This is a genomic window from Brevundimonas intermedia, assembly GCF_004614235.1.
GTDB lineage: Bacteria > Pseudomonadota > Alphaproteobacteria > Caulobacterales > Caulobacteraceae > Brevundimonas > Brevundimonas intermedia_A.
Genome location: NZ_SPVH01000006.1, coordinates 167,056 through 189,854 on the forward strand (window position 1 = coordinate 167,056; position 22,799 = coordinate 189,854).

General features: G+C 66.2%; 24 protein-coding genes. 14 read left to right on the forward strand and 10 right to left on the reverse strand.

Features of this window, described 5'->3' with window-relative positions; translation table 11 throughout:
- Window positions 1–37: 37 nt before the first annotated feature.
- Window positions 38–724, forward strand: coding sequence for a response regulator transcription factor (locus EGY25_RS07160; protein ID WP_135194334.1), 687 nt, complete (start codon window positions 38–40; stop codon window positions 722–724).
- 3 nt (window positions 725–727) lie between these two features.
- On the opposite strand, the gene EGY25_RS07165 is transcribed toward EGY25_RS07160, so the two are convergent.
- Window positions 728–1,327: a YczE/YyaS/YitT family protein gene (locus tag EGY25_RS07165; RefSeq protein WP_135194335.1), complete on the reverse strand. Its 600-nt coding sequence runs from the start codon at window positions 1,325–1,327 to the stop codon at window positions 728–730.
- 62 nt (window positions 1,328–1,389) lie between these two features.
- Between EGY25_RS07165 and EGY25_RS07170 the strand changes: the two genes are divergently transcribed.
- The gene (locus EGY25_RS07170) at window positions 1,390–2,844 is read left to right on the forward strand and encodes a PLP-dependent aminotransferase family protein (protein WP_135194336.1); all 1,455 of its coding nucleotides are present in this window, start codon (window positions 1,390–1,392) and stop codon (window positions 2,842–2,844) included.
- 3 nt (window positions 2,845–2,847) lie between these two features.
- Here EGY25_RS07170 and xth read toward each other — a convergent pair whose 3' ends face one another.
- From xth to EGY25_RS07190, 4 genes are all read right to left on the reverse strand, one after another.
- The gene (xth, locus tag EGY25_RS07175) at window positions 2,848–3,645 is read right to left on the reverse strand and encodes an exodeoxyribonuclease III (RefSeq protein WP_135194337.1); all 798 of its coding nucleotides are present in this window, start codon (window positions 3,643–3,645) and stop codon (window positions 2,848–2,850) included.
- Window positions 3,646–3,862: 217 nt separating this feature from the next.
- Window positions 3,863–4,366 carry a hypothetical protein gene (locus tag EGY25_RS07180; RefSeq protein ID WP_135194338.1) on the reverse strand — a complete coding sequence of 168 codons (504 nt, stop codon included), beginning with the start codon at window positions 4,364–4,366 and terminating at the stop codon, window positions 3,863–3,865.
- Between the two features lie 48 nt (window positions 4,367–4,414).
- Window positions 4,415–5,347: a Gfo/Idh/MocA family protein gene (locus tag EGY25_RS07185; RefSeq protein ID WP_135194339.1), complete on the reverse strand. Its 933-nt coding sequence runs from the start codon at window positions 5,345–5,347 to the stop codon at window positions 4,415–4,417.
- A 5-nt stretch (window positions 5,348–5,352) separates the two neighbouring features.
- A complete protein-coding gene (locus EGY25_RS07190) occupies window positions 5,353–6,516 on the reverse strand; it encodes a DegT/DnrJ/EryC1/StrS family aminotransferase (protein ID WP_135194340.1) in 1,164 nt (387 codons plus the stop codon).
- A 175-nt stretch (window positions 6,517–6,691) separates the two neighbouring features.
- Here EGY25_RS07190 and EGY25_RS07195 point away from each other — a divergent pair, with 175 nt between their 5' ends.
- The 3 genes from EGY25_RS07195 (at window position 6,692) to EGY25_RS07205 (ending at window position 9,229) form a co-directional block, all read left to right on the forward strand.
- Window positions 6,692–7,777, forward strand: a complete 1,086-nt coding sequence (locus EGY25_RS07195) for an AGE family epimerase/isomerase (RefSeq protein WP_135194341.1) — start codon at window positions 6,692–6,694, stop codon at window positions 7,775–7,777.
- A complete protein-coding gene (locus EGY25_RS07200; protein ID WP_135194342.1) occupies window positions 7,774–8,283 on the forward strand; it encodes a D-glycero-alpha-D-manno-heptose-1,7-bisphosphate 7-phosphatase in 510 nt (169 codons plus the stop codon). The genes EGY25_RS07195 and EGY25_RS07200 overlap by 4 nt, the downstream gene beginning before the upstream one ends.
- A gap of 64 nt (window positions 8,284–8,347) precedes the next feature.
- Window positions 8,348–9,229: an alpha/beta fold hydrolase gene (locus tag EGY25_RS07205; RefSeq protein WP_135194343.1), complete on the forward strand. Its 882-nt coding sequence runs from the start codon at window positions 8,348–8,350 to the stop codon at window positions 9,227–9,229.
- Here EGY25_RS07205 and EGY25_RS07210 read toward each other — a convergent pair.
- Complete coding sequence (locus tag EGY25_RS07210) at window positions 9,226–10,200, reverse strand: ABC transporter ATP-binding protein (RefSeq protein ID WP_135194344.1); 975 nt, start codon at window positions 10,198–10,200, stop codon at window positions 9,226–9,228. The genes EGY25_RS07205 and EGY25_RS07210 overlap by 4 nt on opposite strands.
- Before the next feature lie 186 nt (window positions 10,201–10,386).
- Between EGY25_RS07210 and EGY25_RS07215 the strand changes: the two genes are divergently transcribed.
- The 5 genes from EGY25_RS07215 (at window position 10,387) to polA (ending at window position 15,104) form a co-directional block, all read left to right on the forward strand.
- Window positions 10,387–10,680 carry a hypothetical protein gene (locus EGY25_RS07215; RefSeq protein WP_135194345.1) on the forward strand — a complete coding sequence of 98 codons (294 nt, stop codon included), beginning with the start codon at window positions 10,387–10,389 and terminating at the stop codon, window positions 10,678–10,680.
- Window positions 10,681–10,735: 55 nt separating this feature from the next.
- Complete coding sequence (locus EGY25_RS07220; RefSeq protein ID WP_135194346.1) at window positions 10,736–10,975, forward strand: zinc-finger domain-containing protein; 240 nt, start codon at window positions 10,736–10,738, stop codon at window positions 10,973–10,975.
- A 97-nt stretch (window positions 10,976–11,072) separates the two neighbouring features.
- The gene (locus tag EGY25_RS07225; protein ID WP_135194347.1) at window positions 11,073–11,513 is read left to right on the forward strand and encodes a VOC family protein; all 441 of its coding nucleotides are present in this window, start codon (window positions 11,073–11,075) and stop codon (window positions 11,511–11,513) included.
- The gene (locus tag EGY25_RS07230) at window positions 11,513–12,130 is read left to right on the forward strand and encodes a DUF6655 family protein (RefSeq protein ID WP_245159387.1); all 618 of its coding nucleotides are present in this window, start codon (window positions 11,513–11,515) and stop codon (window positions 12,128–12,130) included. The genes EGY25_RS07225 and EGY25_RS07230 overlap by 1 nt, the downstream gene beginning before the upstream one ends.
- A gap of 37 nt (window positions 12,131–12,167) precedes the next feature.
- Window positions 12,168–15,104 carry a DNA polymerase I gene (polA, locus tag EGY25_RS07235; protein WP_135194349.1) on the forward strand — a complete coding sequence of 979 codons (2,937 nt, stop codon included), beginning with the start codon at window positions 12,168–12,170 and terminating at the stop codon, window positions 15,102–15,104.
- A 7-nt stretch (window positions 15,105–15,111) separates the two neighbouring features.
- Here polA and EGY25_RS07240 read toward each other — a convergent pair whose 3' ends face one another.
- The 3 genes from EGY25_RS07240 to EGY25_RS07250 form a co-directional block, all read right to left on the reverse strand.
- Window positions 15,112–16,179: a type I restriction endonuclease gene (locus tag EGY25_RS07240; protein WP_135194350.1), complete on the reverse strand. Its 1,068-nt coding sequence runs from the start codon at window positions 16,177–16,179 to the stop codon at window positions 15,112–15,114.
- A gap of 84 nt (window positions 16,180–16,263) precedes the next feature.
- Window positions 16,264–17,415 carry a hypothetical protein gene (locus tag EGY25_RS07245; RefSeq protein ID WP_135194351.1) on the reverse strand — a complete coding sequence of 384 codons (1,152 nt, stop codon included), beginning with the start codon at window positions 17,413–17,415 and terminating at the stop codon, window positions 16,264–16,266.
- Window positions 17,416–17,521: 106 nt separating this feature from the next.
- Complete coding sequence (locus EGY25_RS07250) at window positions 17,522–19,693, reverse strand: TonB-dependent receptor domain-containing protein (RefSeq protein WP_135194352.1); 2,172 nt, start codon at window positions 19,691–19,693, stop codon at window positions 17,522–17,524.
- A gap of 159 nt (window positions 19,694–19,852) precedes the next feature.
- Here EGY25_RS07250 and EGY25_RS07255 point away from each other — a divergent pair, with 159 nt between their 5' ends.
- A complete protein-coding gene (locus tag EGY25_RS07255) occupies window positions 19,853–20,056 on the forward strand; it encodes a twin transmembrane helix small protein (protein WP_135194353.1) in 204 nt (67 codons plus the stop codon).
- A gap of 2 nt (window positions 20,057–20,058) precedes the next feature.
- The gene (locus EGY25_RS07260; RefSeq protein WP_135194354.1) at window positions 20,059–20,631 is read left to right on the forward strand and encodes a cob(I)yrinic acid a,c-diamide adenosyltransferase; all 573 of its coding nucleotides are present in this window, start codon (window positions 20,059–20,061) and stop codon (window positions 20,629–20,631) included.
- 3 nt (window positions 20,632–20,634) lie between these two features.
- On the opposite strand, the gene EGY25_RS07265 is transcribed toward EGY25_RS07260, so the two are convergent.
- Window positions 20,635–20,979: a hypothetical protein gene (locus EGY25_RS07265; protein ID WP_135194355.1), complete on the reverse strand. Its 345-nt coding sequence runs from the start codon at window positions 20,977–20,979 to the stop codon at window positions 20,635–20,637.
- A gap of 116 nt (window positions 20,980–21,095) precedes the next feature.
- Between EGY25_RS07265 and EGY25_RS07270 the strand changes: the two genes are divergently transcribed.
- Complete coding sequence (locus EGY25_RS07270) at window positions 21,096–21,860, forward strand: electron transfer flavoprotein subunit beta/FixA family protein (RefSeq protein ID WP_135194356.1); 765 nt, start codon at window positions 21,096–21,098, stop codon at window positions 21,858–21,860.
- Window position 21,861: 1 nt separating this feature from the next.
- Window positions 21,862–22,791 (forward strand): electron transfer flavoprotein subunit alpha/FixB family protein, encoded by a 930-nt coding sequence (locus tag EGY25_RS07275; protein WP_135194357.1) that lies wholly within the window; start codon window positions 21,862–21,864, stop codon window positions 22,789–22,791.
- Window positions 22,792–22,799 lie beyond the last annotated feature (8 nt).

Sequence of the window (22,799 nt, forward strand, 5' to 3'; positions counted from 1 at the left end):
CCTTGGCGCGGGGGCCAAGCCTCGCCATTGTCTGTTCATGCCCACGCCCAAGACCATTCTGATCATCGACGACGACGACGACCTGCGCGAGGCGTTGGCCGAGCAGTTGAACCTGCACGAAGAGTTCAAGACCCAGCAGGCTGCGACCGCGACCGACGGGGTGCGAATGGGGCGCGAGATCCGCGCCGACCTGATCCTGCTGGACGTGGACCTGCCTGACATGGACGGTCGCGAAGCCTGTCGCCTGTTGCGCAAGGACGGGGTCTCGACCCCGGTCATCATGCTGACGGCGCAGTCGGCCGATGCTGACGCCATCCTGGGTCTGGACGCCGGCGCCAACGACTATGTCACCAAGCCCTTCCGGTTCGCGGTGCTGCTGGCCCGCATCCGCGCCCATCTGCGCAGCCACGAACAGTCCGAGGATGCGGTCTTCTCCATCGGCCCCTACGAGTTTCGTCCTGCCGCCAAGGTGCTGATGGACGCCAAGGGCAAGAAGGTGCGGTTGACCGAGAAGGAAACCAATATCCTGAAGTATCTCTATCGCGCCGGGGCCAAGCCCGTGTCGCGCGAGGAGCTGCTGACCGAGGTTTGGGGCTACAACGCCGGGGTCACGACCCACACGCTGGAAACCCACATCTATCGCCTGCGCCAGAAGATCGAGCCGGAGCCGGGCCACGCACGCCTTCTGCTGACCGACGCGGGCGGATACCGGCTGCAGCCGTAGGGCTCAGTCGGTCGTCATCGTGCGGATCGTGAACATCGGCAGGAAGACGTGCACCAGGGGACCGATGGTCACGGCGTAAAGCACCGTGCCCAGCCCGACCGAGCCGCCCAGCAGCCAGCCGACGGCGATGACGGCCAGCTCGATACTGGTCCGCACCCATTTGACCGGCCAGCCGGTGCGGGCGACGATGCCGGTCATCAGGCCGTCGCGCGGGCCGGGGCCAAGGCCGGCGCCGATATAGGCCCCGCTGGCGACGCCGTTCAGAACGATCCCGCCGATCAGCAGGCCTGCTTGCAGCGGTAGTCCTAGGTCCGACGGGATCCAGTCCAGGCCAAGGTTGGCGACCGTGCCGATGACCAGAACATTGGCGACCGTGCCGATTCCCGGCTTCTGGCGCAGGGGAATCCACAGCAGCAACACGGCCATACCGATCAGATTGACGACCAGACCGAAGCTGATTCCGGCAGGTCCTGCGAACCGCTCGAATACGCCCTGGTTCAACACGTCCCAAGGATCCAGCCCCAGATCGGCGCGCACGATCAGGGCGATGGACAGGCCATAGAGAACGAGGCCGGCGAAGAGCTGGATCAGGCGACGGGTCATAAACGACCCAAATGCGCCAAACCGGCTATGGAAAAAAGGTCCAGTCATGCCATTCTGGCCTGATGTCACCCCGGTCCATCGGTCTTGTCTCCCTGACCCGCCATCTCGGCGCCTGGCGCGCGCCGGGCGCCGGGGCCGCCTATCGCCAGCTGGCGGAGGCGGTACGACTGCTGATCCTGGACGGTCGACTGCCTTTGGCGGCGCGGTTGCCGGGCGAGCGCGAACTGGCGCAGGCGCTGGGTTTGAGCCGCACGACCGTGTCGGCCGCCTATGGACGACTGCGGGATGACGGCTTTCTGACGGGCGGGCAGGGGGCGGCGGCGCGCACAAGCCTGCCGGCCGGGCCGGGACCAGGGCGAGAGGCGGCCCCAGAAGTGTTCACCAAGTCGGGCCTGATCGATCTGACCGCCGCCGTCCTGCCGGCCGATCCGAATGTCCATGCCGCCTATGTGCGTGCGCTGGAGCGATTGCCGGCGAACCTGCCCGGTCACGGTTACGAGACGGCGGGACTGGAGGAGCTGCGCGAAGCGGTGGCGGCGGGATACCGGCGGCGCGGCCTGGCGACCTCGCCGGGGCAGATCCTGATCACCCACGGCGCCCACAACGGCCTGGTCCATCTGCTGCGGCTGACGACGCGGCCCGGCGCCCCGGTGGTGTTCGATCATCCCACCTATCCCCAGGCCATCGACGCCATGCTGGCGGCGGGCGGTCGCGCCGTGCCGGTGGCCTTGCCCGACGGCGAGAACGAGGAGGGCTGGGACGTCGAGGGGCTGATCTCGGCCTGTCGCAGCAGCGGCGCGGCGATGGCCTATCTGGTGCTGGACCACAACAATCCGACGGGACGGATGATGCGGGCGTCGGATCGGACGCGGCTGCTGGCGGGGTTGAAGGGGTCCGAAACCTTGCTGGTGCTGGACGAGACTCTCGTCGAACTGACCTTGAGCGGACCCCCGGCGCTCAGCGCCTCCGCCGTCGATGCGCCGCGCATGGTTCGGCTGGGCTCGATGTCCAAGAGCGTCTGGGGCGGCCTGCGAATCGGCTGGATCCGCGCCGACCGGGCGGTGATCCAGCGCCTGGCCCAGAGCCGCGCCAGTTTCGACCTGGGCGTGCCGATTCTGGAGCAGTTGGCGGCGGTCGAGCTGTTGAGCGACGGCGGAAAGGCGCTGGCCGTGCGACGGCCCCTGCTGCGGGCGCGACGTGATCATCTGCGCGCGCGGTTGGCCGAACGGTTGCCCGACTGGGCCTGCCCGCGACCGGCCGGCGGCCTGTCGCTATGGGCGCGGTTGCCTGCCCCGATCAGTTCTGCCCTGACGATCCGGGCCGAGGCCGAAGGCCTGCGCCTCGCCGCCGGTCCGCGATTCGGCGTCGACGGCGCCTTCGAACGCCGCCTGCGCCTGCCCTACACCTTGCCGGAAGACCAGCTGGACGAGGCGGTGACCCGCCTGGCCCGCGCGGCGAAGAAGGCCGGCCGAGGCGCAAAGACCGTAACGGCGACCAAGCCGGTCGCCGTCTATTAGGGATCAGACGCTGAGATCGACCGTCACGGGCGCATGGTCACTCGGCCGTTCCCATTCGCGGACGTCGTCGTGGATGCGGGCGGTGTCTTTGACTACGGCCGGCGTCAGACCGGGCGAGGTCCAGATGTGGTCAAGGCGCAGGCCGCGGTTGGACTTGCGGAAGTCGGCGGCGCGATAGCTCCACCAGCTGGCCAGTTTCTGCGGCTCTGGGAAACGGTCGCGCAGGACGTCTGCGAAACCGCCCGTTTCCTGAAGCCGGTTCAGGGTTTCGACCTCCAGCGGGGTGTGGCTGACAATCTTGGACATGTAGCGGTGGTTCCACACGTCGCCCTCGCCCGGCGCGATGTTGAAATCGCCGGCCATGACCAGGGGGCGGGACTTGTCCTGCTTGGCCACGATGGCGGTCAGCTGTTCGTAGAAGTCCATCTTGTGATCGAACTTGGGGTTCAGCGCGCGGTCGGGCACGTCGCCGCCGGCGGGGATGTAGAAGTTCTGGACATCGATCCCCGCGACGCGGGCGGACACACAGCGGGCGTGGCCCAGCTTGCAGACCTGGAAGGTGTCGCTGTCCTCAAGCGGCAGGCGGCTGGCGATGGCCACGCCGTGCCAGCCCTTCTGGCCCGCGACGCGCAGATGGGGCATGCCCATGTCCTCGAAGGCGCCGCGCGGAAACTGGTCCGTGGTGCATTTGATCTCCTGCAGCATCAGGACATCGGGCGCGCGCTCTTCGACGAAGCGCGCGACCTGGTCGATGCGCAGGCGGACGGAGTTGATGTTCCAGGTGGCGAGGCGAAGGGTCATCCCTCCGTCTAGCAGGCGCGCGGCGTAAAAAAAGCCCGGCCGCAACGGGCCGGGCTATGGGAGGTTCGTCTCTCTCGCCGCCGGGGAGGGGATATTGTCCGTGGCGGTAGAACGGCCGCCGCCGTTCATGTGCCCAAAGTGTCACTCGCGAACATAAAAGTCAAACCGTCACAGTCAACGCTTGCGCGTGCCCATTATGAAACAGTCCGAGGTCGGATCAGTCCGGCGTGTTGCGCGTCAGAGGGGCCGTCGCCCATTCTCCACGCCATTCGTAGGTCAAGGTCACGCAATGGCGATAGGCGCCGTCCGACCACCGTCCGACCGCCTGCATGGTTAAAGGGCGCGGCGCCCGCACCCGGCTCATGATCAGCCAGACTTCGTCGGAGCCGGGGCACAGGGCGCGAGCCAGCCCGCGGCCGTCGCCGTCCTGATCCACGCCATAGATGTCGTTCTCCTCGGCGCCCGGCGGCAGGGCGCGTCTCGCCGCATCGGGGCCGCCACGCGTGAAGCCGGCCGTGCCGCGCGCCGAGGTGGAATAAAGCTTTTCGACCTGGACCGCGCCGAACAGGCCGCGCCGGACCTCCAACGTCACGCCCTTGGTCAGGGCCTGGGTGATACGGTCCGACGCATTGTAGGACAGGAACCGGGTGTCGGCCTGAGCCGGCGCAGCGGCTGAAACCACTGCGGCGAGAGCGAGGGCGGAGGCGATGAAACGGCGCATGCGTCCCTCTTCGTCAGGCTTTGCGGCGAGAACTAGGCTTCGCCCCGATCAGTGCTCGCCAAGGCAGCGCAGGGCGACTTCCAGATTGCGCAGGCCGTCCTCGCCGGTGACCGCCGGTGTTTCGCCTGTCTTGATGGCGTGGGCGAAGGCTTCCAGTTCCTTGCGAAGGGGCTCGGCCGGCCAACTGTTCAGCATCCGGGTGGAATAGGAGCCGTCGGGCTGCTGTCCGAAATATTCGGTGACCTGGCGGGTGATCAGGTCGGCGACGATGAATTTGGTCTTGGTCGCGACCTGAAGCGTGCGGGTCTTGTAGGGGGTGACCCAGTTGGTGGTGATGTGGGCGATCACCCCATTGTCCAGCCGGAACTGCAGCAGGGCCGTGTCCTCGCGGTCGGCGCGGGTGCGGGCCAGTTGCGGCTGGACCTCGACGATTTCGGAGCCGGTCAGGTGGCGGATGATGTCGATGTCGTGGACCGCCAGGTCGATGACAACCCCGACCTCGCCCATGCGCGGCGGGAAGGGGCCGACGCGGGTGATCTGGATCGAGATGATCTCGTCGTCGGCGACGGCGCGCTTGACCGTCTCGACCGCCGGATTGAACCGCTCGACCTGGCCGACCATCAGGACGCGGTCGTTGGCTTTGGCGGCGTCGATCATGCGCTGGGCGTCAGCGACGCTGGCGGCGATCGGTTTCTCAACCAGGACGTGGACGCCCTTTTCCAGCAGGGCCACGCCGATCTCGGCATGGAAGCGGTTGGGCGTGGCCACGATGGCGGCGTCGAGACCGGCGTCGACGAAGGCTTGGGCCGTCGTGACCGCGTTCGCCTCATAGGCGGCGGCGACGCCCTCGGCGGTCACCGCGTCGGGATCGAAGACGGTGGTCAGGTCGAACTCGCGCATCTCCGAGGCGACGCGCGCATGGTTGCGGCCCATGACGCCGACGCCGGCGACGCCGATCTTGAGGGCGGGAGTGTTCGGCATCAGGTTCAACCCTTGTAGCTGGAGACGGCGGCGATGACCTTGTCCTGGGTCGCCTCGTCCAGATCGGCGTGCATCGGCAGGCTGATGACCCGGTCCTTGAGCCGTTCGGTTACGGGAAGGCCGCCCTCGCCGCGCGGGAAGCGCTGATAGGCCGGCTGAAGATGCATGGGCACCGGATAATAGACGGCGGTGGGCACGCCCTGATCCTTGAGGTGGGCCGCCAGACCGTCCCGATCCTCATGCTCGACCGTATATTGGGCCCAGATCGAAACGCCGCCGTCGATCACATGGGGCACGGCCGCGACGTGGGGCGCCAGCTTCTCGTTGTAGCGCGCGGCGATCCGGTTGCGCCATTCGATCTCCTGTCCGAAGACGTTCAGCTTCTCGATCAGGATGGCGGCCTGGATGGTGTCCAGGCGGCTGTTCATGCCGATGCGCATGGCCAGGTATTTGGGGTCGTGGGCGAACGCTGCGGCGCCCGCCTGAAGGTCCTTGGCGACGACCTTGCCGTGGACGCGCAGCGAATCCATCTCCTGCGCCAGGTCGTCGTCGTCGGTCAGCACCGCCCCGCCGTCGCCATAGCAACCCAAGGGCTTGGCCGGAAAGAAGCTGGTCGTGGTGACGTCGGCCCATTTCAGCGGGTGGTCGCCGTTCAAGGTGCAGCCGAAGCCCTGTGCCGAATCCGAGATCAGCTTCAATCCGTGGCGGTCGCAGATCGCGCGGATGGCGGGATAGTCGGCTGGTTGGCCGAACAGATCGACGGCGATGACCACCTTGGGCGTCAGGCGACCCTCGGCCTTGACCGCCGCGATGGCGGCTTCCAGGTGCGCGGGGTCCATATTGTAGGTGCGCGGATCGACATCCACGAACACGGGCGAGGCGCCCAGCCAAGGCACGACCTCGGCCGTGGCGGTGAAGGTGAAGCTGGGGCAGAAGACCGCGTCGCCCGTCCTTATGCCCCAGGCGATCAGGGGCAGGATCAGGGCGTCCGTGCCGTTGCCGCAGCCCAGGGCGTGTTTGGCCTGACCGAAGGCGGCGAGGTCGGATTCGAACTGGCGGACCTGCGGGCCCATGACCCAGGCGCCGCCGACGACGGCCTCCTGAACGGCGGCCTCGATCTTGCCGGCGAGACGCAGGCGCTGGGCCTGAAGGTCGATGAAGGGGATCATGAGGGACGCTCTCCACGGGGGATCGGGCGGCGGCTCGACAAGGACGGGCCGCGAATGTCGGGCCGTCCTAGCAAGATCGCGCGCAGGGGCCAAATCGCGCGGCGTCACATCGCGTTGCCCTTTGCTACCGCTTCATACCCTTGGCGCCCGCCCGGTTGCGCCTTAAGCCGACACAATGATCACGCTCGCCGCCGCCCGGATCAGGGTCTCGAACTGGCTGTTCGACCATGCCTTGCCGCTGTGGGCCGACAAGGGCGTGGACGCGCAAGGCCGCTTCTTCGAGCAGCTTCACTTCGACGGTCGACCCGTCACGGGCGTGCGCCGCCGCACCCGCGTTCAGGCCCGCCAGATCTATGTCTTCTGCGAAGCGGCCGCCCTGGGTTGGGAGCAGGGACGAGCCCCGGCCCTGGCGGGGCTAGACTGTATGATCTCGACCTTTCGCAGGGACGACGGTCTCTGGGTCGCGGCGACCGACGACGCCGGCGCGGTGATCGATGAGACACCTGATCTCTATGACATGGCGTTTGTGCTGTTCGCCCTTGCGGCCTCGCATCGGGTGCTGGGCGATCCGCGTGCGTGGCCGTTGGCGCTGGAGACCGTGACGGCGATCAATTTCAAGATGGCGTCGCCGCATGGCGGTTGGGAGGAGGGCCTGCCGCCGCGCCTGCCGCGCCGCCAGAACCCGCATATGCACATGCTGGAGGCCATGCTGGCCTGGCAGGCGACTGCGCCCGATCCGGCGTTCGAGGCGGCGGCCCAGGTTTCGCTTGATCTCTGTCGGCGTCATTTCCTGATCGACGGGGCGGTCCGGGAGTATTTCACCGACGATTGGCTGGTGGACCCCAAAGAGGGTCACGTCATCGAGCCGGGCCATCTGCAAGAATGGGCTTGGCTCTTTAAGCAGGCGGGTGATCTCGGCCCAGGTGCAGGCGTGGCCGAAGGGCTTCATCGCCGCGCGGTGGCGCAAGGCCGTTGCGATGGTTTCACCATCCGCGAGATCGACCCGTCCGGCGCGCCTCTGGACGCCGGTCGTCGGCTGTGGGCCCAGACCGAAGCCATTCGCACAGGCCTGAGTTTTGGCGACGCCGCCACCCCGGTCCTGATCGCCAAGGTCTTCGAGACCCATCTGGCCACCGACGTTCCGGGCCTGTGGGTGGACAGTTATGATGCTGACGGTCGGTCGCATGACCAGGCCGTACCGGCGTCCAGCCTGTACCACCTGATGACGGCCTTTTCCGAAGTCCTGAGATACGAAGCATGAACCGTATTCCCGCCGCCTTTCTGGATCGGGACGGCGTGCTGATCGAGGACAGCGGCTATCCGCATCGGCCCGAGCATCTGAAGCTGATCCCCGGCGCGGCGGCGGCTGTGCGACGCATGAAGCAGGGCGGCTATCGCACCGTCATCGTCACCAATCAGTCGGGCGTGGCGCGGGGTCTGTTCAGCGAGGCTCAGATGAACGCCTTCAATGACTTGCTGGTCGCCCGGCTGGCCCAGGACGGCGCCGTCATCGATGCGGTCTATGCCGCGCCCTTCCACCCCGATGCGGTCGAGGCGCGTTATCGCCATCCCGATCATCCCGACCGCAAGCCTAACCCCGGCATGTTGCTGCGCGCCATCGCCGAGCAGGATCTGGACCCGCCGCGATCCTTCATCATCGGCGACCAGAAGCGCGATCTGCAGGCGGGCGAGCGGGCAGGCGTGGCGGGGTTCCTGTTCGAGGGCGGCGATCTGGACGCCTTCGTGCGCGATGTGGTGGGTCTCTAAAGACCGGGCGTCGCATTTCCTTGCCCGGTGAATTACTCTGATCGAAAATCGGAGGAGATCGCCAATGAACGCGCCTTATCCATTCGTCGAACGGCGCTGGACCTCGCCGGATGGTCTCAGCCTGTTCGCGCGCGACTATGCGCCCGGTCCCGGCGTCGCGCGTCCGCCGGTCATCGCCATCCACGGCCTGACCCGCAACAGCGCCGATTTCGAAGCCATTGCGCCCTTATTGGCCCAGAGCGGGCGGCGGGTGCTGGCGGTGGACGTGCGCGGGCGCGCCCGGTCGGATCGTGCGCCCGACCCCATGACCTATATGCCCGATGTCTATGCGAAGGATGTGTTGGCCCTGATGGAGCAGTCGGGGATCGACCGTGCGATCTTCCTTGGCACCTCCATGGGCGGACTGATCACCATGGCGCTGGCGGCTATGAAGCCCAAGGCGGTGGTTGCGGCGATCCTGAACGACATCGGGCCGGAAGTGGCGCCGGAAGGGTTGGCGCGCATCGCCGCCTATAGCGGTCAGCCGGTCGAGATCGGGTCGTGGGCCGATGCGGCGGCCTATGCGAAGCGGATCAATGCGGTCGCCTTTCCGCACTATTCGGAAGCGGACTGGGACGCCTTTGCCCGGCGCGTCTTCCGCCAGCAGCCGGATGGGGAGATCGGGCTGGACTACGACCCGGACATCGCCGTGCCGATCCGCGCGGCGGGGGCCAAGGCGCTGGTTCCCAACCTGTGGCCCATGTTCCGGCGGCTGGCGCGCAAGAGGCCGACCCTGCTGGTGCGCGGCGCCAACTCGGACCTGCTGAGCGCCGACATCGCCGGGCGGATGAAGAAGGCCGCGCCATCCATGGCCTATGTCGAGGTTCCCGGCATCGGCCACGCCCCCATGCTGGACGAGCCGGAGGCCCGGGCGGCGATCTTCGAGTTCCTGTCCGAAGTCGATTAGTCCTTGGTGGGATCGACCTGCGACGCATCCCCATAGGTCAGGGCCAGGAAGACGTCCTCCAGGTCCGGATCCTCGGTGGTGATGTCGGCGATGGTGACGCCGGCGGCGCGGACGGCGTTGATCACCTGTTCCACCGACGACTGACCCTTCTTGTAGGTCACGGCGAAGGCGCCGCCCGGACGAGGCGTGACCTGGAAGCCGTCAAGGATCGGCGGAGTCATCTGCGGCGTCTCTGGGGTCACGACCACATTGCGGCTGTCCAGACGACGCAGAAGCTGCGGCGTCGGTTCGCAGGCCACGACCTCGCCCCGGTTGACGATGGCGATGGTGTCGCAGAGCTCCTGCGCCTCTTCCAGGTAGTGGGTGGTCAGGACGATGGTCACGCCCTCGGCGTTGATCTGGCGAACATAGGCCCACAGCTGGCGGCGCAGTTCGACGTCCACGCCGGCCGTCGGTTCGTCCAGGATCAGGATCGGCGGATTGTGGACCAGGGCCTTGGCCACCATCAGGCGACGCTTCATGCCGCCGGACAGGGCGCGGACATAGGCGTTGGCCTTGTCCGACAGACCCAGTGCCGCCAGCAGTTCGTCCGACCGGCGCTCGTTCTTGGGCACGCCATAAAAGCCGGCCTGGACCTCCAGCGACTCGCGCGGGGTGAAGAAGACGTCGGCGACGATCTCCTGCGGCACGACGCCCAGGGCGGCGGCGGCGTCGCGCGGCTCCTTGTCGATGTCGCGACCCCAGATTTTCACCGAGCCTTCCGACTTTTTCACCACCCCGGCCAGGATGTTGATCAGGGTGGACTTGCCGGCGCCGTTCGGCCCCAGTAGGCCGAAGACCGAGCCGCGCGGAATGACCAGATCGACCCCGCGCAGGGCCGTCTTGGGCGCGGCCTTCTTGGAGCCGGCATAGGTCTTTTTCAGCCCGTGTACCTCAATGGCGTTGTCGGGCAGGGCGGGGGTCTCTGACATGATCGGCTATTCACTCGGGCGGGACGGCGAGCGGCATAGGTAGGGCGCGCGGCCGCATTCGCCAACCTGTCCCACGGCGATGATGCGACAAGTGTGCCTGTCCTTGTGTCAATGATGCTTGACTAACTAGAAATCGATGTCTAGGTTGCTTGTCATAAAGACAACCTAGCTTGATGGAGACAGCCAATGACAACCGTTCAAAAAGCCAAGACGCCCCTGACCCGCACCCGCCTGATCGGCTTCGTCGCCATGGCCGTCTGCGCCATCGGCTACGTCGGCGGGGGACTGGCGCTGCTGGCGGGCAAGACCGGTCAGATCGAGATGACGCATGCCGCCATCGCCGGAGCCGCCTTGTTGGTCATCGGCGAAATCGGCCTGTGGGTCGGCGCCGCCTGCCTGGGTCTGACCCTGTTCAAGAAGCGCAAGGCGATGCTGAACCGTCTTCTGGGCCGTCGCCCGGCGGCGCCCACCGAGGTTTGACCTTCGGGGCCGGTCCGCCTAGGAAGCCCGCAAGCCTTCCACACCGGACCGCATCATGCCCCCCCGCCATTCCGACGCCATCATCCCGCCGCCCGAAGAGATCGTGGTCTCCACCAAGCGCGTGGCCTGCGACGGTGGCGGTGGTGCGCTGGGTCACCCGCTGGTCTATATGGACATGGGCGAGGACGACTTCATCGAGTGCGGCTATTGCGACCGGCGTTTCGTCCTGTCGGCCCATCCGCAAGACGAGAACGAATATCTGAGCCCGGCGGCCCGCGCGCCCGAGGCCCACTGAGCCCGAGGCCTACTGAGTTCGTAACCTCAGTTCAGTCGCGGTGTGACGGCGTCTGGGTCTATAGAGCGCTAACACGCTGTTCGGACGGAGACGAGCCTTGCGCTATCTGCACACCATGGTCCGGGTAAAGGACATCGACGCCTCGCTGCATTTCTACTGCGACCTGTTGGGTCTACAGGAGGTGCGGCGCACCGAGAACGAGGCGGGGCGGTTCACCCTGGTCTTCCTCGCCGCGCCCAAGAACCTGGCGCAATCGGCGGCGGAACGCTGTCCTGAAGTCGAGCTGACCTTCAACTGGGACCCGGAAGAGTACCAGGGCGGCCGCAACTTCGGCCATCTGGCCTACAAGGTCGATGACATCTACGCTGCCTGCCAGACGCTGATGGACGGCGGGGTGACGATCAACCGCCCGCCGCGCGACGGCAACATGGCCTTCGTTCGCTCGCCCGACGGCATTTCCATCGAACTGCTGCAGGAAGGCGCGCCGCTGGCGCCGGCCGAGCCCTGGGTCTCGATGCCCAATACCGGAGCATGGTGATGCGTGCGGGGCTATCGCTGGCCTTGGCGGGGTTGGCCCTGACCCTGTCGGCCTGCGCCTCGACCACCGAGAGCAATACGGGCCGCACGGCGACGGAGCAGCTTCTTCTGGCGCGGGCGTCGGACAAGGCGGTCGAAGGCCTGGTCTTGCCGCTGCCGCTCGGCGCCTCGGTCTTCGTCGATGACGCCTATTTCCAGGGCGAGGGCACGCGCTACGCCGTCAGCGCCATTCGCAGCGGCATCTCCGACGCCGGTTTCAGCCTGGCCCGCAACAAGGACGAGGCGAATGCGGTGTTCGAGATCCGCGCGGGCGCCCTGTCGCTGGAGCAGATGCGGCGCGTGTTCGGCATTCCCGAGATGCGGATCCCGATCAATGAGACGCTGAACGTCGTCTCCCTGCCGGAACTGTCGGTCTACAGCCACCGCGACCGGGTCGGCGTCGCCGAGTTTTCGGGCTTCCTCTACGAGGCCAAGACGGGCGCGCCGCTGGGCGCCGTGGTGCCGATGATCGGGACCTATCGCATCCGCAGCCACAAGGCCTTCATGGTGGTGGCCTGGGGCCAGCAGCAGGCTCAGCCGGGTCAGCGCGATCCCGGATCGAGCTGGACCGAATTCTGACGCTGACGCGGGGGCTTTCGACCCCTATGTTCCGGCCATGACCGAGACCGCTGCGCCCGAAACGACCGAGACCGAACATCCCCAAGATCGGGCCCTGACGCAGGACGGCCCCGCGTTGCGGCTGTGGATGATCGACGCCTCGGCCTATATTTTCCGCGCCTATCACGCCCTGCCGCCGCTGACGCGTAAGTCCGACGGCCTGCCAGTGGGCGCGGTTCAGGGCTACTGCAACATGTTGTGGAAGCTGCTGCAGGACATGAAGGGGGCGGATGGCCCGACCCATTTGGTTGCGATTTTTGACCATTCGGAGAAGACGTTCCGCAACACCCTGTACGACCAATACAAGGCCCACCGTCCGCCGCCGCCCGAGGATCTGATCCCGCAGTTTCCGCTGGTGCGCGAGGCGACGGCGGCGTTCGGGGTGCATTGTGTGGAACTGCCGGGCTACGAGGCCGACGACCTGATCGCCACATACGCCTGCAAGGCGCGCGATGCGGGCGGCGAGGCGGTGATCGTCTCGTCCGACAAGGATCTGATGCAGCTGATCGGCGGCGGCGTCGTGATGTGGGATCCGATGAAGGACCGGCGTCTGGCCGAAGCCGAGGTGTTCGAGAAGTTCGGGGTCGGGCCCGAGAAGATGGTCGATTTGCAGGCCCTGATCGGCGACAGCGTCGACAACGTGCCCGGAGCCCCCGGCATCGGGCCGAAGACGGCGGCCCAGCTGCTGGACGAATACGGCGATCTGGACACACTTCTGGCCCGTGCAGGCGAGATCAAACAGCCCAAGCGGCGCGAGACCCTGATCGCCTTCGCCGATCAGATCCGTCTGTCGCGCGAACTGGTGCGCCTGACCTGCGATGCGCCGGCGCCCGAGCTGATCGACGACTTCGCCGTGCGCGATCCCGATCCCGAAATCCTGTCGGCCTTTCTGGAGACGATGGAGTTCCGCTCGCTTCAGCGCCGCGTCGGTGACGGCAAGGCCGGCCCCAGCGACGTCTCGGCCTTTGCGCCCAAGCGCGCGCCGAACTTGAACGCCCCCGTCGCCACGCCGCGTTACGGACAGGTCGTGGAAGGCCCGGCCGAGGTCCAGACCTTCGATCTCGCCGTCTATGAATGCGTCCAGACCGAAGAAGCGCTGGACCGTTGGATCGCGCGGGCGACCGAGGTCGGCGTCGTCGGCTTCGACACCGAGACCGACGCCCTGTCGGCGACCCATGCGGGCCTGTGCGGCGTGTCGTTGGCCGTGGGGCCGAACGAGGCCTGCTACATCCCCCTGACGCACGAGCACGAGCCGCAGGCGAACGACGGCGGCCTGTTCGGTGAACCGGAAGAGGCGCGCGAGCCGATCCATCAGCTGGAAAAGCCCACGACCCTGGCGAAACTGAAGACGCTGCTGGAAGACCCGTCGGTTCTGAAGGTGTTGCAGAACGCCAAATACGACATCGCCGTCATGGCGCGCCGGGGCATTCGCGTCGCGCCCTATGACGACACCATGCTGATCTCCTACGTTTTGGAGGGCGGGCTGCACGGGCATGGGATGGACGAGCTGTCGCGCCTGCACCTGGGCCACGAGCCGATTCCGTTCAAGCGGGTGGCGGGGACCGGCAAGAACCAGAAATCCTTCAAGCACGTCGCCCTGAAACCAGCGGCGGAATATGCGGCCGAGGATGCGGACGTGACGCTGCGGCTCTGGCGCATCCTCAAGCCCCGATTGGCGCGCGAGGGACTGTCCACGGTCTATGAGACGCTGGAACGCGGCATGCCGACCGTGCTGGCGGACATGGAGCTGAGCGGCGTCCGCATCGATCCCGATCGTCTGAAGCGGCTGTCCAGCGAGTTCGGCCTGCGCATGGCCGAGCTGGAGGCCCAGGCCCACGAGATCGCCGGACGGCCCTTCAACATCGGCTCGCCGCGTCAGATCGGCGAAATCCTGTTCGGCGAGCTGAACCTGCCGGGCGGCAAGAAGACCGCCTCGGGTCAATGGGGCACGGACGCCAGCGTGCTGGAGGAGCTGGCCCAAAACCCCGGCGTGGGCCACGATCTGCCGCGCGTCCTGCTGGACTGGCGCCAGCTGTCCAAGCTGAAGGGCACCTACACCGACGCCCTGACCGCCGCCGCCGACCCCAAGACTGACCGCGTCCACACCAGCTATCAACTGGCCGCCGCCACCACCGGCCGTCTGGCGTCCAGCGACCCCAATCTTCAGAACATCCCGATCCGCACCGAGACCGGCCGCGAAATCCGCCAGGCCTTTATCGCCGCGCCCGGCAACGTCCTGATCAGCGCCGACTACAGCCAGATCGAACTGCGCCTGCTGGCCCATATCGGCGACATTCCCGAGCTGAAGCGCGCCTTCAAGGCCGGGCTGGACATTCACGCCGCCACGGCCTCGGAGATGTTCGGCGTCCCCGTCGAGGGCATGCCGTCCGAGACCCGCCGCCGCGCCAAGGCGATCAATTTCGGCATCGTCTACGGCATTTCGGCCTTCGGCCTGGCCAACCAACTGGGCATCGATCAGGGAGAGGCCGGGGCCTATATCAAGACCTATTTCGAACGCTTCCCCGGCATCCGCGCCTACATGGACAAGACCAAGGCCGAGGTGCGCCAGGCCGGCTTCGTCTCCACCGTCTTCGGCCGCCGTATCCACATCCCCGCCATCCACTCGAAGTCGGGGGCCGAACGCCAGTTCGGCGAGCGCGCCGCGATCAACGCTCCGATCCAGGGCGCCGCCGCCGACATCATCCGCCGCGCCATGATCCGCATGCCCGCCGCCTTGACTGAGGCCGGCCTTTCCACGCGCATGCTGCTGCAGGTCCACGACGAACTGGTCTTCGAAGCCCCCGAAGCCGAAGCCGATCGCGCCATCGTCGTCATCAAACAGGTGATGGAAAACGCATCCGACCCGGCGGTGGCCCTGACCGTGCCGCTGGTGGTGGACGCACGCGCGGCGTCGAACTGGGACGCCGCGCACTGATGCGCCGCTAAGCGGGCGTGCTGCCTTCCAACTCCTTGATCCGCTTCTCGATCTGATCTGACAGTTGGTAGATGTCTGTCAGGTCGCCGATCAGGTGACGGGTTTCGCCCTTCTCCGCGAAGGTGCCGACATGCTTCTTGGTGACGCCGTTGAAGTGCAGGCGCGCGATGGTCTTGCGGTTGTTGTCGTCCAGCAGGATCGCGCAGTAGGACTGGGCGTCGCGCATGACGATGCGCTTGGGCTTCACCAGTTTCGAGGCGATGGCCTGGATGATGTGGAAGCCGGAAACCTCGTCCTCGGTGGTCACGATCATTTCCGGGTCGCTGGGTGGCGCTTCTTCCTGATCGGTCATCGAAGGGCCGGTGGCGTTCAGGGCGGTGGACAGGCGTTCGTTGACCTTGTCGCGGATGATCGAGGAGAATGTGGCCACGACCATCTTGCCGAAGTTCTCGCGCACCTGGGCGGTGACGCGACCCTCATGGACGCGGGCGGCCATCATGCGCACGAACTCTTCCGACGGTTCGGCCATCTCCTTTTCCAACTCCTTGCGGAGAAGGGACTGGAGCTTGAGCAGCCCCGCCTCCTGAACGATCTTTTCGATGTCGAACGAGAGTTTGGTGAACTTCTCCACCGTGCGGCCGTCGGTCGGTTTCAGCGCATCCATGCTGAAGGTGAAGAACGGCTTGTCGTCCATCTTGTTGGTGGCTTCGACATCCGAGTAGAATTGATAGACGACGCCGTTGGTCAGGATGGCGAGCCGCGCGTCCGTGACCGAGAAATAGCGGAAGAGCTGGCTGGCGTGGTTCAAGTTCAGCGCCACATTGCTGGGCTTGCACTCGATCAGGATGCGAACCTTGCCGCCATCGCAGATGGCGTAATCGACCTTCTCGCCTTTCTTGGTGCCGACGTCGGCCGTGTACTCCGGAATCACCTCTGACGGATTGAACACATCGTAGCCGAGAGCCTGAATGAAGGGCATGACCAGAGCCGTCTTGGCGGCCTCTTCGGTCAGCAGCACCTCGCGGTGCTCCATCGTGCGCTTCTGGAGTTCGGCGAGCTTCGTTTGAATGTCCAAGATTTCCCCCTAGGTGAATGGTGACAGCTAAGCCGCAACCATTGGGAGAGTCTACATATCTTATAGCGCGCAGGGCGGGCCTGGTCAGGCCGCCATCATGCCGATGTCGTCGGGGACTTCGCCGCGGCCCAGAAGGCCGGTTTCGAAGTCCATGAAGATGTCCATCAGCTCTTCGACGTTCACCGGGGCGGCGCCGGGGCCGAAGCGGAAGCGCCAGTAGCTGACGATGTGTTGGACGGCGCCCAGCTGGTCGCCCAGCTTGGCGAACATCGACGGGGCGTCCAGCAGGAAGTCGCGGAAGGCGGTGGGGCGGCCTTCCTGCGTCAGCTTGGCGTAGGCGTCGTCATAGATGCGAAGGGTGCGGCTGACTTCGTCGCAGGTCTTGATGATGCGGCCGCGCAGAACGTCGCGGCTGCGGGCCAGATATTCCTTGGCGGCGCGATCGGTCTTGCCGACGGGCTTGATGGTGCGCACGGCCTCGGCGACGGCGGCGACCTCGCCCAGCAGGGCCGCGAGCGTCCATTTGTAATAGAGGAAGCCCTTCCAGCAGAAGACGCCCTCCTGATACTGCTCCGGCGCCAGGCGCAGGGTCAGGCGCAGGGCCTCCAGTTGGTCGCCGGGCGTGTTGGACAGGATCTTGGCGGCCATACGCCCTGCCGAATCCGAACCCACGGCGATGGTGTCGCCCAGGCTGAGGGTGACCAGGGGTTCGATCTCGCTGCGCACGAAGGCCAGCATCCGCTGAAGATCGCTGTCGCTGATCGAGAAATAGCAGGGCGCCGGGTCCAGGCCGCCGCGACGCAGCTGTTCGCGCAGCAGGAAGGGATCCAGAGAGGGCAGTTTGTCGATCAGTCGCAGGGTCTCGATGTCCGGATGGGTCGCGGCGACGCCGAACGCCTCCATCATCATTCGCTCGAACCCGATCTGATTGACGAAGACATAGCGGCCGCCGGTCTTCAGATCCTCGTCGTCGATGGGGATGACGACCTTGGTGGCGACTTGGCGGCGGCCGGTGAACAGGTCGGTCTCGTTGCGACGCAGCCGGTGTTTGATGATCAGGGACCTGTTCAGAGCCGGGGTGCGGAAGATCGGACGCGCGGCCCAGTCGGGATTGCGCACGGCGCCGTCGGCGGAACTGTCGCCGTTCTCTTCCCACACGCGCAGCAGGTTGAGCACGCGGGCCGTGGAGGCGGAGGCCTTGAGATGTTCGAGATTGCGGACGGCGCGATCGGTCATGCCGCACAGATTGCACCGGCAATCGTGACCAAATGGCTTAGCTCGACCAGAAAAAGAACGGGGGTCGCCGAAGCGACCCCCGCTTGATGGCTTTCAGATTCAAGGATCAGAAGGCGGCGGTCACCGAGATCCACAGGCGGCGTGGCTCCTGATTGTTGGCGAACTCGGGGGCATAGGCGACCGGGCTGCCGTAGGGCAGCAGGCTGACGAAGTCCTTGTCGAAAAGGTTATAGACGACCGCATTGACCGTCAGATTGTCGTCGATGCGGTAGGCGCCGCCGAGATGAAACAGGCTGTAAGCCTCATAGTCGCCCAGCGCCGTCTGGGCCGCGCCTTCGCCGCGATAGCGGGCCGAGCGATACTCGCCGCGCAGCCACAGGTTCATCCGGTCCGTGGCGTTCCAGCGCAGGTTGGCGTTGACCATATGCTCGGGCGTGTCGGTCAGGGGCTGGCCGATGTCGGCGCCCGACTTCTGCTCGCTGTCGGTGAAGGTGTAGTTGCCCTGAAGCGTCCAGGCGTCGTTGAAGCGGTAACGCGCCGTAGCCTCGACCCCTTGCGTGACCGCCTCGTCGATATTGATGCTCTGGCCGAAGGTGGGGACGGTCGAGATATAGGCCGTATAGAAGCCCACGTCGAAGCAGCCTGACGTGTTGTAGCCGCCGGCGGCGTACTGGGCTGGCGTCAGGCCGAACAGGCAGTTGGCGATGGGCACGCCGGTGGCGATCTTGTCGTCGAACTGGTTGTGGAAGACGGTGATCCCTGCGCGCAGGCGGTCATGATCGTCATACAGAACGGCGAACTCGGTCGAGGTCGAGGTTTCCGGCATCAGACCCGGGCTACCCAGCAAGGGCAGGCGGCCCTGGGCGCCAAAACCATTGATGCCCGAGGCCAGCTGTTCCAGGCGCGGGGTCTTGAAGCCCTGGCTGACGCCGCCCTTTACGGTCCAGACATCGGTCGGGTTCCAGACCAGATAGGCGCGGGGGCTGAAGTGCGAGCCGAAGGTCGAGTGGTCGTCGTGACGGGCGCCGACCGTCAGGGCCAGGGTATCGGTGAACCGCCATTCGTCCTCGGCGAAGACGGCCCACTGGGTGTGGTTGAAGGTGCCGGAGACCACGCCGTCCGTCATCTCGGCTTCCCAATGCTGGCCGCCGACGGTGAAGGTGTGGTTGCGCCACTGCGAGAACAGCTTGGTGTCGAAGATGCGGTTCTCGCTCTCCAGATCGCGCGGGCTGCCGGCGCCGGCCACGCCATTGGGGATGATTCGGCCATTGGTTTCGGTCGTTGCGATCGAATAGTTGGATTCCAGCGTGCCGAACGGCAGGCGCCAGTTATGGGCGATGGCGATCTGGTCGCGATTGAACTCCAGGAACTTGTCGTAGCCGCCGGCGGTGGTGGCGGTGCCCATCTGGCCCTCGGCGTTGTCGTACCACTGGCGGCCGACGTCGGCGTCGATCCACAGGTCGTGGTCGGCGTGCAGGTTGAAGGCCAGGCGGGCGCCGGCCGACCAGATTTCGTTGGCGGTGGCGCTGCGGCCGAAACCGGTGACGGGGGTTTCCGCGCCGGCGACGTTTTCGAATGTCAGGCGCGACTGTTCGCGTTCCGAACGCGAGGCGCGGATCGACAGTCCGACGCGGTCCTTGATCAGCGGGCCGGCCAGATAGACATCGCCCCCGCGGATCGGGCCGAATTCGTCATCGCCCTGGATCGTGTAATGGGCGCTGGCCGAGCCGTGCCAGGCATCGCCGATCTTGCGGGTGATGATGTTGACCACGCCGCCCATGGCGTCGGAGCCATAGAGGGTCGAGACGGGGCCGCGCACGACCTCGACCCGTTCGATGGCCGAGACGGGGGGCAGGAAGCTGGTCGAGGTTTCGCCGAAACCGTTGGGGGTCACGCTGCCGGCCGTGTTCTGGCGGCGGCCGTCCATCAGGATAAGGGTGTAGTCCGAGCCCATTCCCCGGATGTTGATGGTCTGGCCGCCCGACTTGCCCACGGCGGCGCCGGTATCGACGCCTTCGACATTGTTCAGGATCTCTGCGAGCGAGACGGCGCGGACTTCCTCGATCTCGGCGCGGGGAATGACGCTGATCGAGGCGGGGGCCTGGTTGATCCGCTGTTCGAAGCCCGAGGCGGTGACGACGATCTCGCCCAGCTCGGCCGTCTGCGTCGCCTGTCCGGCCGTGACCGGCTGAAGGGGCTCCGCCAAAGCGGCGCCCGAGGTCAGGCCGAAAGCACAGGAAGCGCCGGCCAGCAGGCGTGCGCGGGTCGAGAAGGTCATGTTCGGATTAGCCCCAAATACTTGCGAGCGCCTCTCAACATCATTCGCAACAAGACTCCAAGGGGGGTGCGCCCATCCGTCGCAAGCGCCGCCGTATCGCCACAGGCTCTGATGGAGCGCCGCTGGCGTGTGACGGTGATCCGGGTCTAGAACGACGGCATGCAGATCTTCGACATCCTGATCATCGTCGCCATCGCCGCCGTGACGGTCACCCTGGGCTTTGGCCTCTATTCCCTGTTCCGGGGCGGGGACTATGCGCGGACCAATTCCAACAAGCTGATGCGGCTGAGGGTCGGGCTTCAGGCGCTGGCCGTGATCCTGCTGGTCGTCGGCATGATGTGGAAGGCGACGAAGGGGGCCTGATCATGGTGACGCTGAACAAGATCTATACCCGGACCGGTGACGATGGCCGCACACGGCTGGCGTCGGGCGCGCCGGTGTCCAAGAGTGACGCCCGTGTCGAAGCCTATGGCGCAGTGGATGAATTGAACGCCGTGATCGGTGTGGCGCGGCTGAACAGCGGCCAGAACGACCGCATCGACGCCATGCTTGGCCGTATCCAGAACGAGTTGTTCGACCTGGGCGCCGACCTGGCCACGCCGCTGGATCCGCCCCCGGCCTGGGAGGCCTTGCGGATCATCGACACCCAGGTGGCGCGGCTGGAGCAGGAAATCGACTGGATGAATGAGAGCCTCAAGGCGCTCGACAGCTTCATCCTGCCCGGCGGCGCCCCGCTGTCGGCGCATCTGCATGTGGCGCGCACCGTTTGCCGCCGCGCGGAACGCGAGGCCGTGCGTCTGGTCGAAAGCGGGGAGGCGGTGAATATCGAGGCGGTCAAATATCTGAACCGCCTGTCGGACCATCTGTTTGTGGCGAGCCGTCGCGCCAACGCCAACGGCGCCAGCGACATCAAGTGGAAGCCGGGCGCGACCCGATAGCCGTTACGCGGCCGGACGCGCAGCAGCCAGAGCCGCCTTCTGGCGTTCGACCTCGACGGCGCGAGCACGGTCCTGGGCAGCAAGCTCGTTCTCGATGCGGACCAGTTCTCGGTTCTTTTCGGCCGAGGCTTCCTCGCGCGAGACACCGTTGGGCCGGCCCGTGATCTGGGCGATGGAAATGGGCTGGGCGCAGATACGGCTCTCCATGTCGTACCACTTGCCTGCCGCCTCGCAGCGCTTGCCCGGCGCGACCCAATAGTCCTGCAGGATGAAAATCCCCACGGTGGCGACGCCGAACAGGGCGAAGAAAATCATCGCCAGGCGGGGAAAGGTCAGGAAACGCTTCATCTCGTGGTCCGTTGGGTGAGGGTCGCAGCCACAGCTTGACCCCGCGTTACGTTGACAGGCCTTCGCGACCGCTCCATGTCCTGCCCTCACATTCAGGCGATTTCACGGATAGACCCATGAAGGTACTCGTCCCCGTCAAACGGGTGATCGACTATAACGTCAAGGCCCGCGTGAAGGCGGACCAGTCAGGCGTCGATCTGGCCAACGTCAAGATGAGCATGAATCCCTTCGACGAAATCGCCGTCGAAGAGGCGGTTCGTCTGAAGGAAGGCAAGGAACATCACGCCGCCGGCACCGCGACCGAGATCGTCGTGGTCTCCATCGGCGTGACCCAGGCCCAGGAAACCATCCGCACCGCCCTGGCCATGGGCGCGGATCGGGGCATCCTGATCCAGTCGGATGCGGACCTGGAGCCTCTGGCGGTCGCCAAGCTGCTGAAGGCGGTGGTCGAGGAAGAAAAGCCCGACCTGGTGCTGATGGGCAAACAGTCGATCGACGGCGACAACAATGCGGTGGGCCAGATGCTGGCCGCCCTGCTGGACTGGCCCCAGGCGACCTTCGCCGGGAAACTGGTCATCGAAGGCGGCAAGGCCACGGTGACGCGCGAGGTCGACGGCGGTCTGCAGACCCTCGCCGCCGACATGCCGGCGGTGGTGACGGTGGACCTGCGGCTGAACACGCCGCGCTACGCCTCGCTGCCCAACATCATGAAGGCCAAGAAGAAGGAGATCGCCGTCAAGGCGGTCGCCGACTATGGCGTCGATGTCGCCGACCGTCTGAAGGTCCTGAAGGTCACCGAGCCGCCCAAGCGGTCGGCCGGCGTCAAGGTGGCCGATGCCGCCGAACTGGTTTCCAAGCTCAAGTCCGTGGGAGCGCTGTAATATGGCTGTCCTCGTCATCGCCGATCACGACGGTTCGACCGTTCGCGACACCACCCACAAGACCGTGACCGCCGCGCTCGGCCTGTCGTCCGACGTGGACGTTCTGGTCGTGGGTCAGGGCGCACAGGCCGCTGCTGATGCGGCTTCGAAAATCGCCGGCGTCCGTAAGGTGCTGCTGGCCGAGAGCGGCGGCCTGGGCCACGGTCTGGCCGAGGCGGTGACGGACACCGTCGTGCCCCTGGCCGCCGGCTACGACGCCATCCTGACGCCGGCCTCGACGGACGGGAAGAATTTCGCCCCCCGGATCGCCGCCAAGCTGGACGTCGCCCCGATCTCCGACATCATCGAGGTGGTGTCGGCCGATACGTTCGTGCGGCCGATCTACGCCGGCAACGCGCTTGAGACGGTCCAGTCGGCCGACGCCAAGAAGGTGATCACCGTGCGTCCGACGGCCTTCGCCGCCGCCGCTGAAGGCGGTTCGGCCTCGGTCGAGAGCGTCGCCGGCGCCGAGGCGACCAAGACGGCCTTCGTCTCCGAAGAAATGGTCAAGTCGGATCGCCCGGACTTGGGCGCCGCCAAGATCGTGGTCTCGGGCGGTCGCGCCCTGGGCTCGGCCGAGGAGTTCCACGCGGTTATGGAGCCCCTGGCCGACAAGCTGGGCGCCGCCATCGGCGCCTCGCGCGCGGCGGTCGACGCCGGCTATGCCCCGAACGACTATCAGGTCGGCCAGACCGGCAAGGTGGTGGCCCCGGCCCTGTACATCGCCATCGGCATCTCGGGGGCGATCCAGCACCTGGCGGGGATGAAGGACTCCAAGACCATCGTCGCCATCAACAAGGACCCCGACGCCCCGATCTTCCAGGTCGCGGACTACGGTCTGGTCGGCGACTACAAGACCATCGTTCCGGAACTGATGGCCGCCCTGGGCTAGGTTTGGGT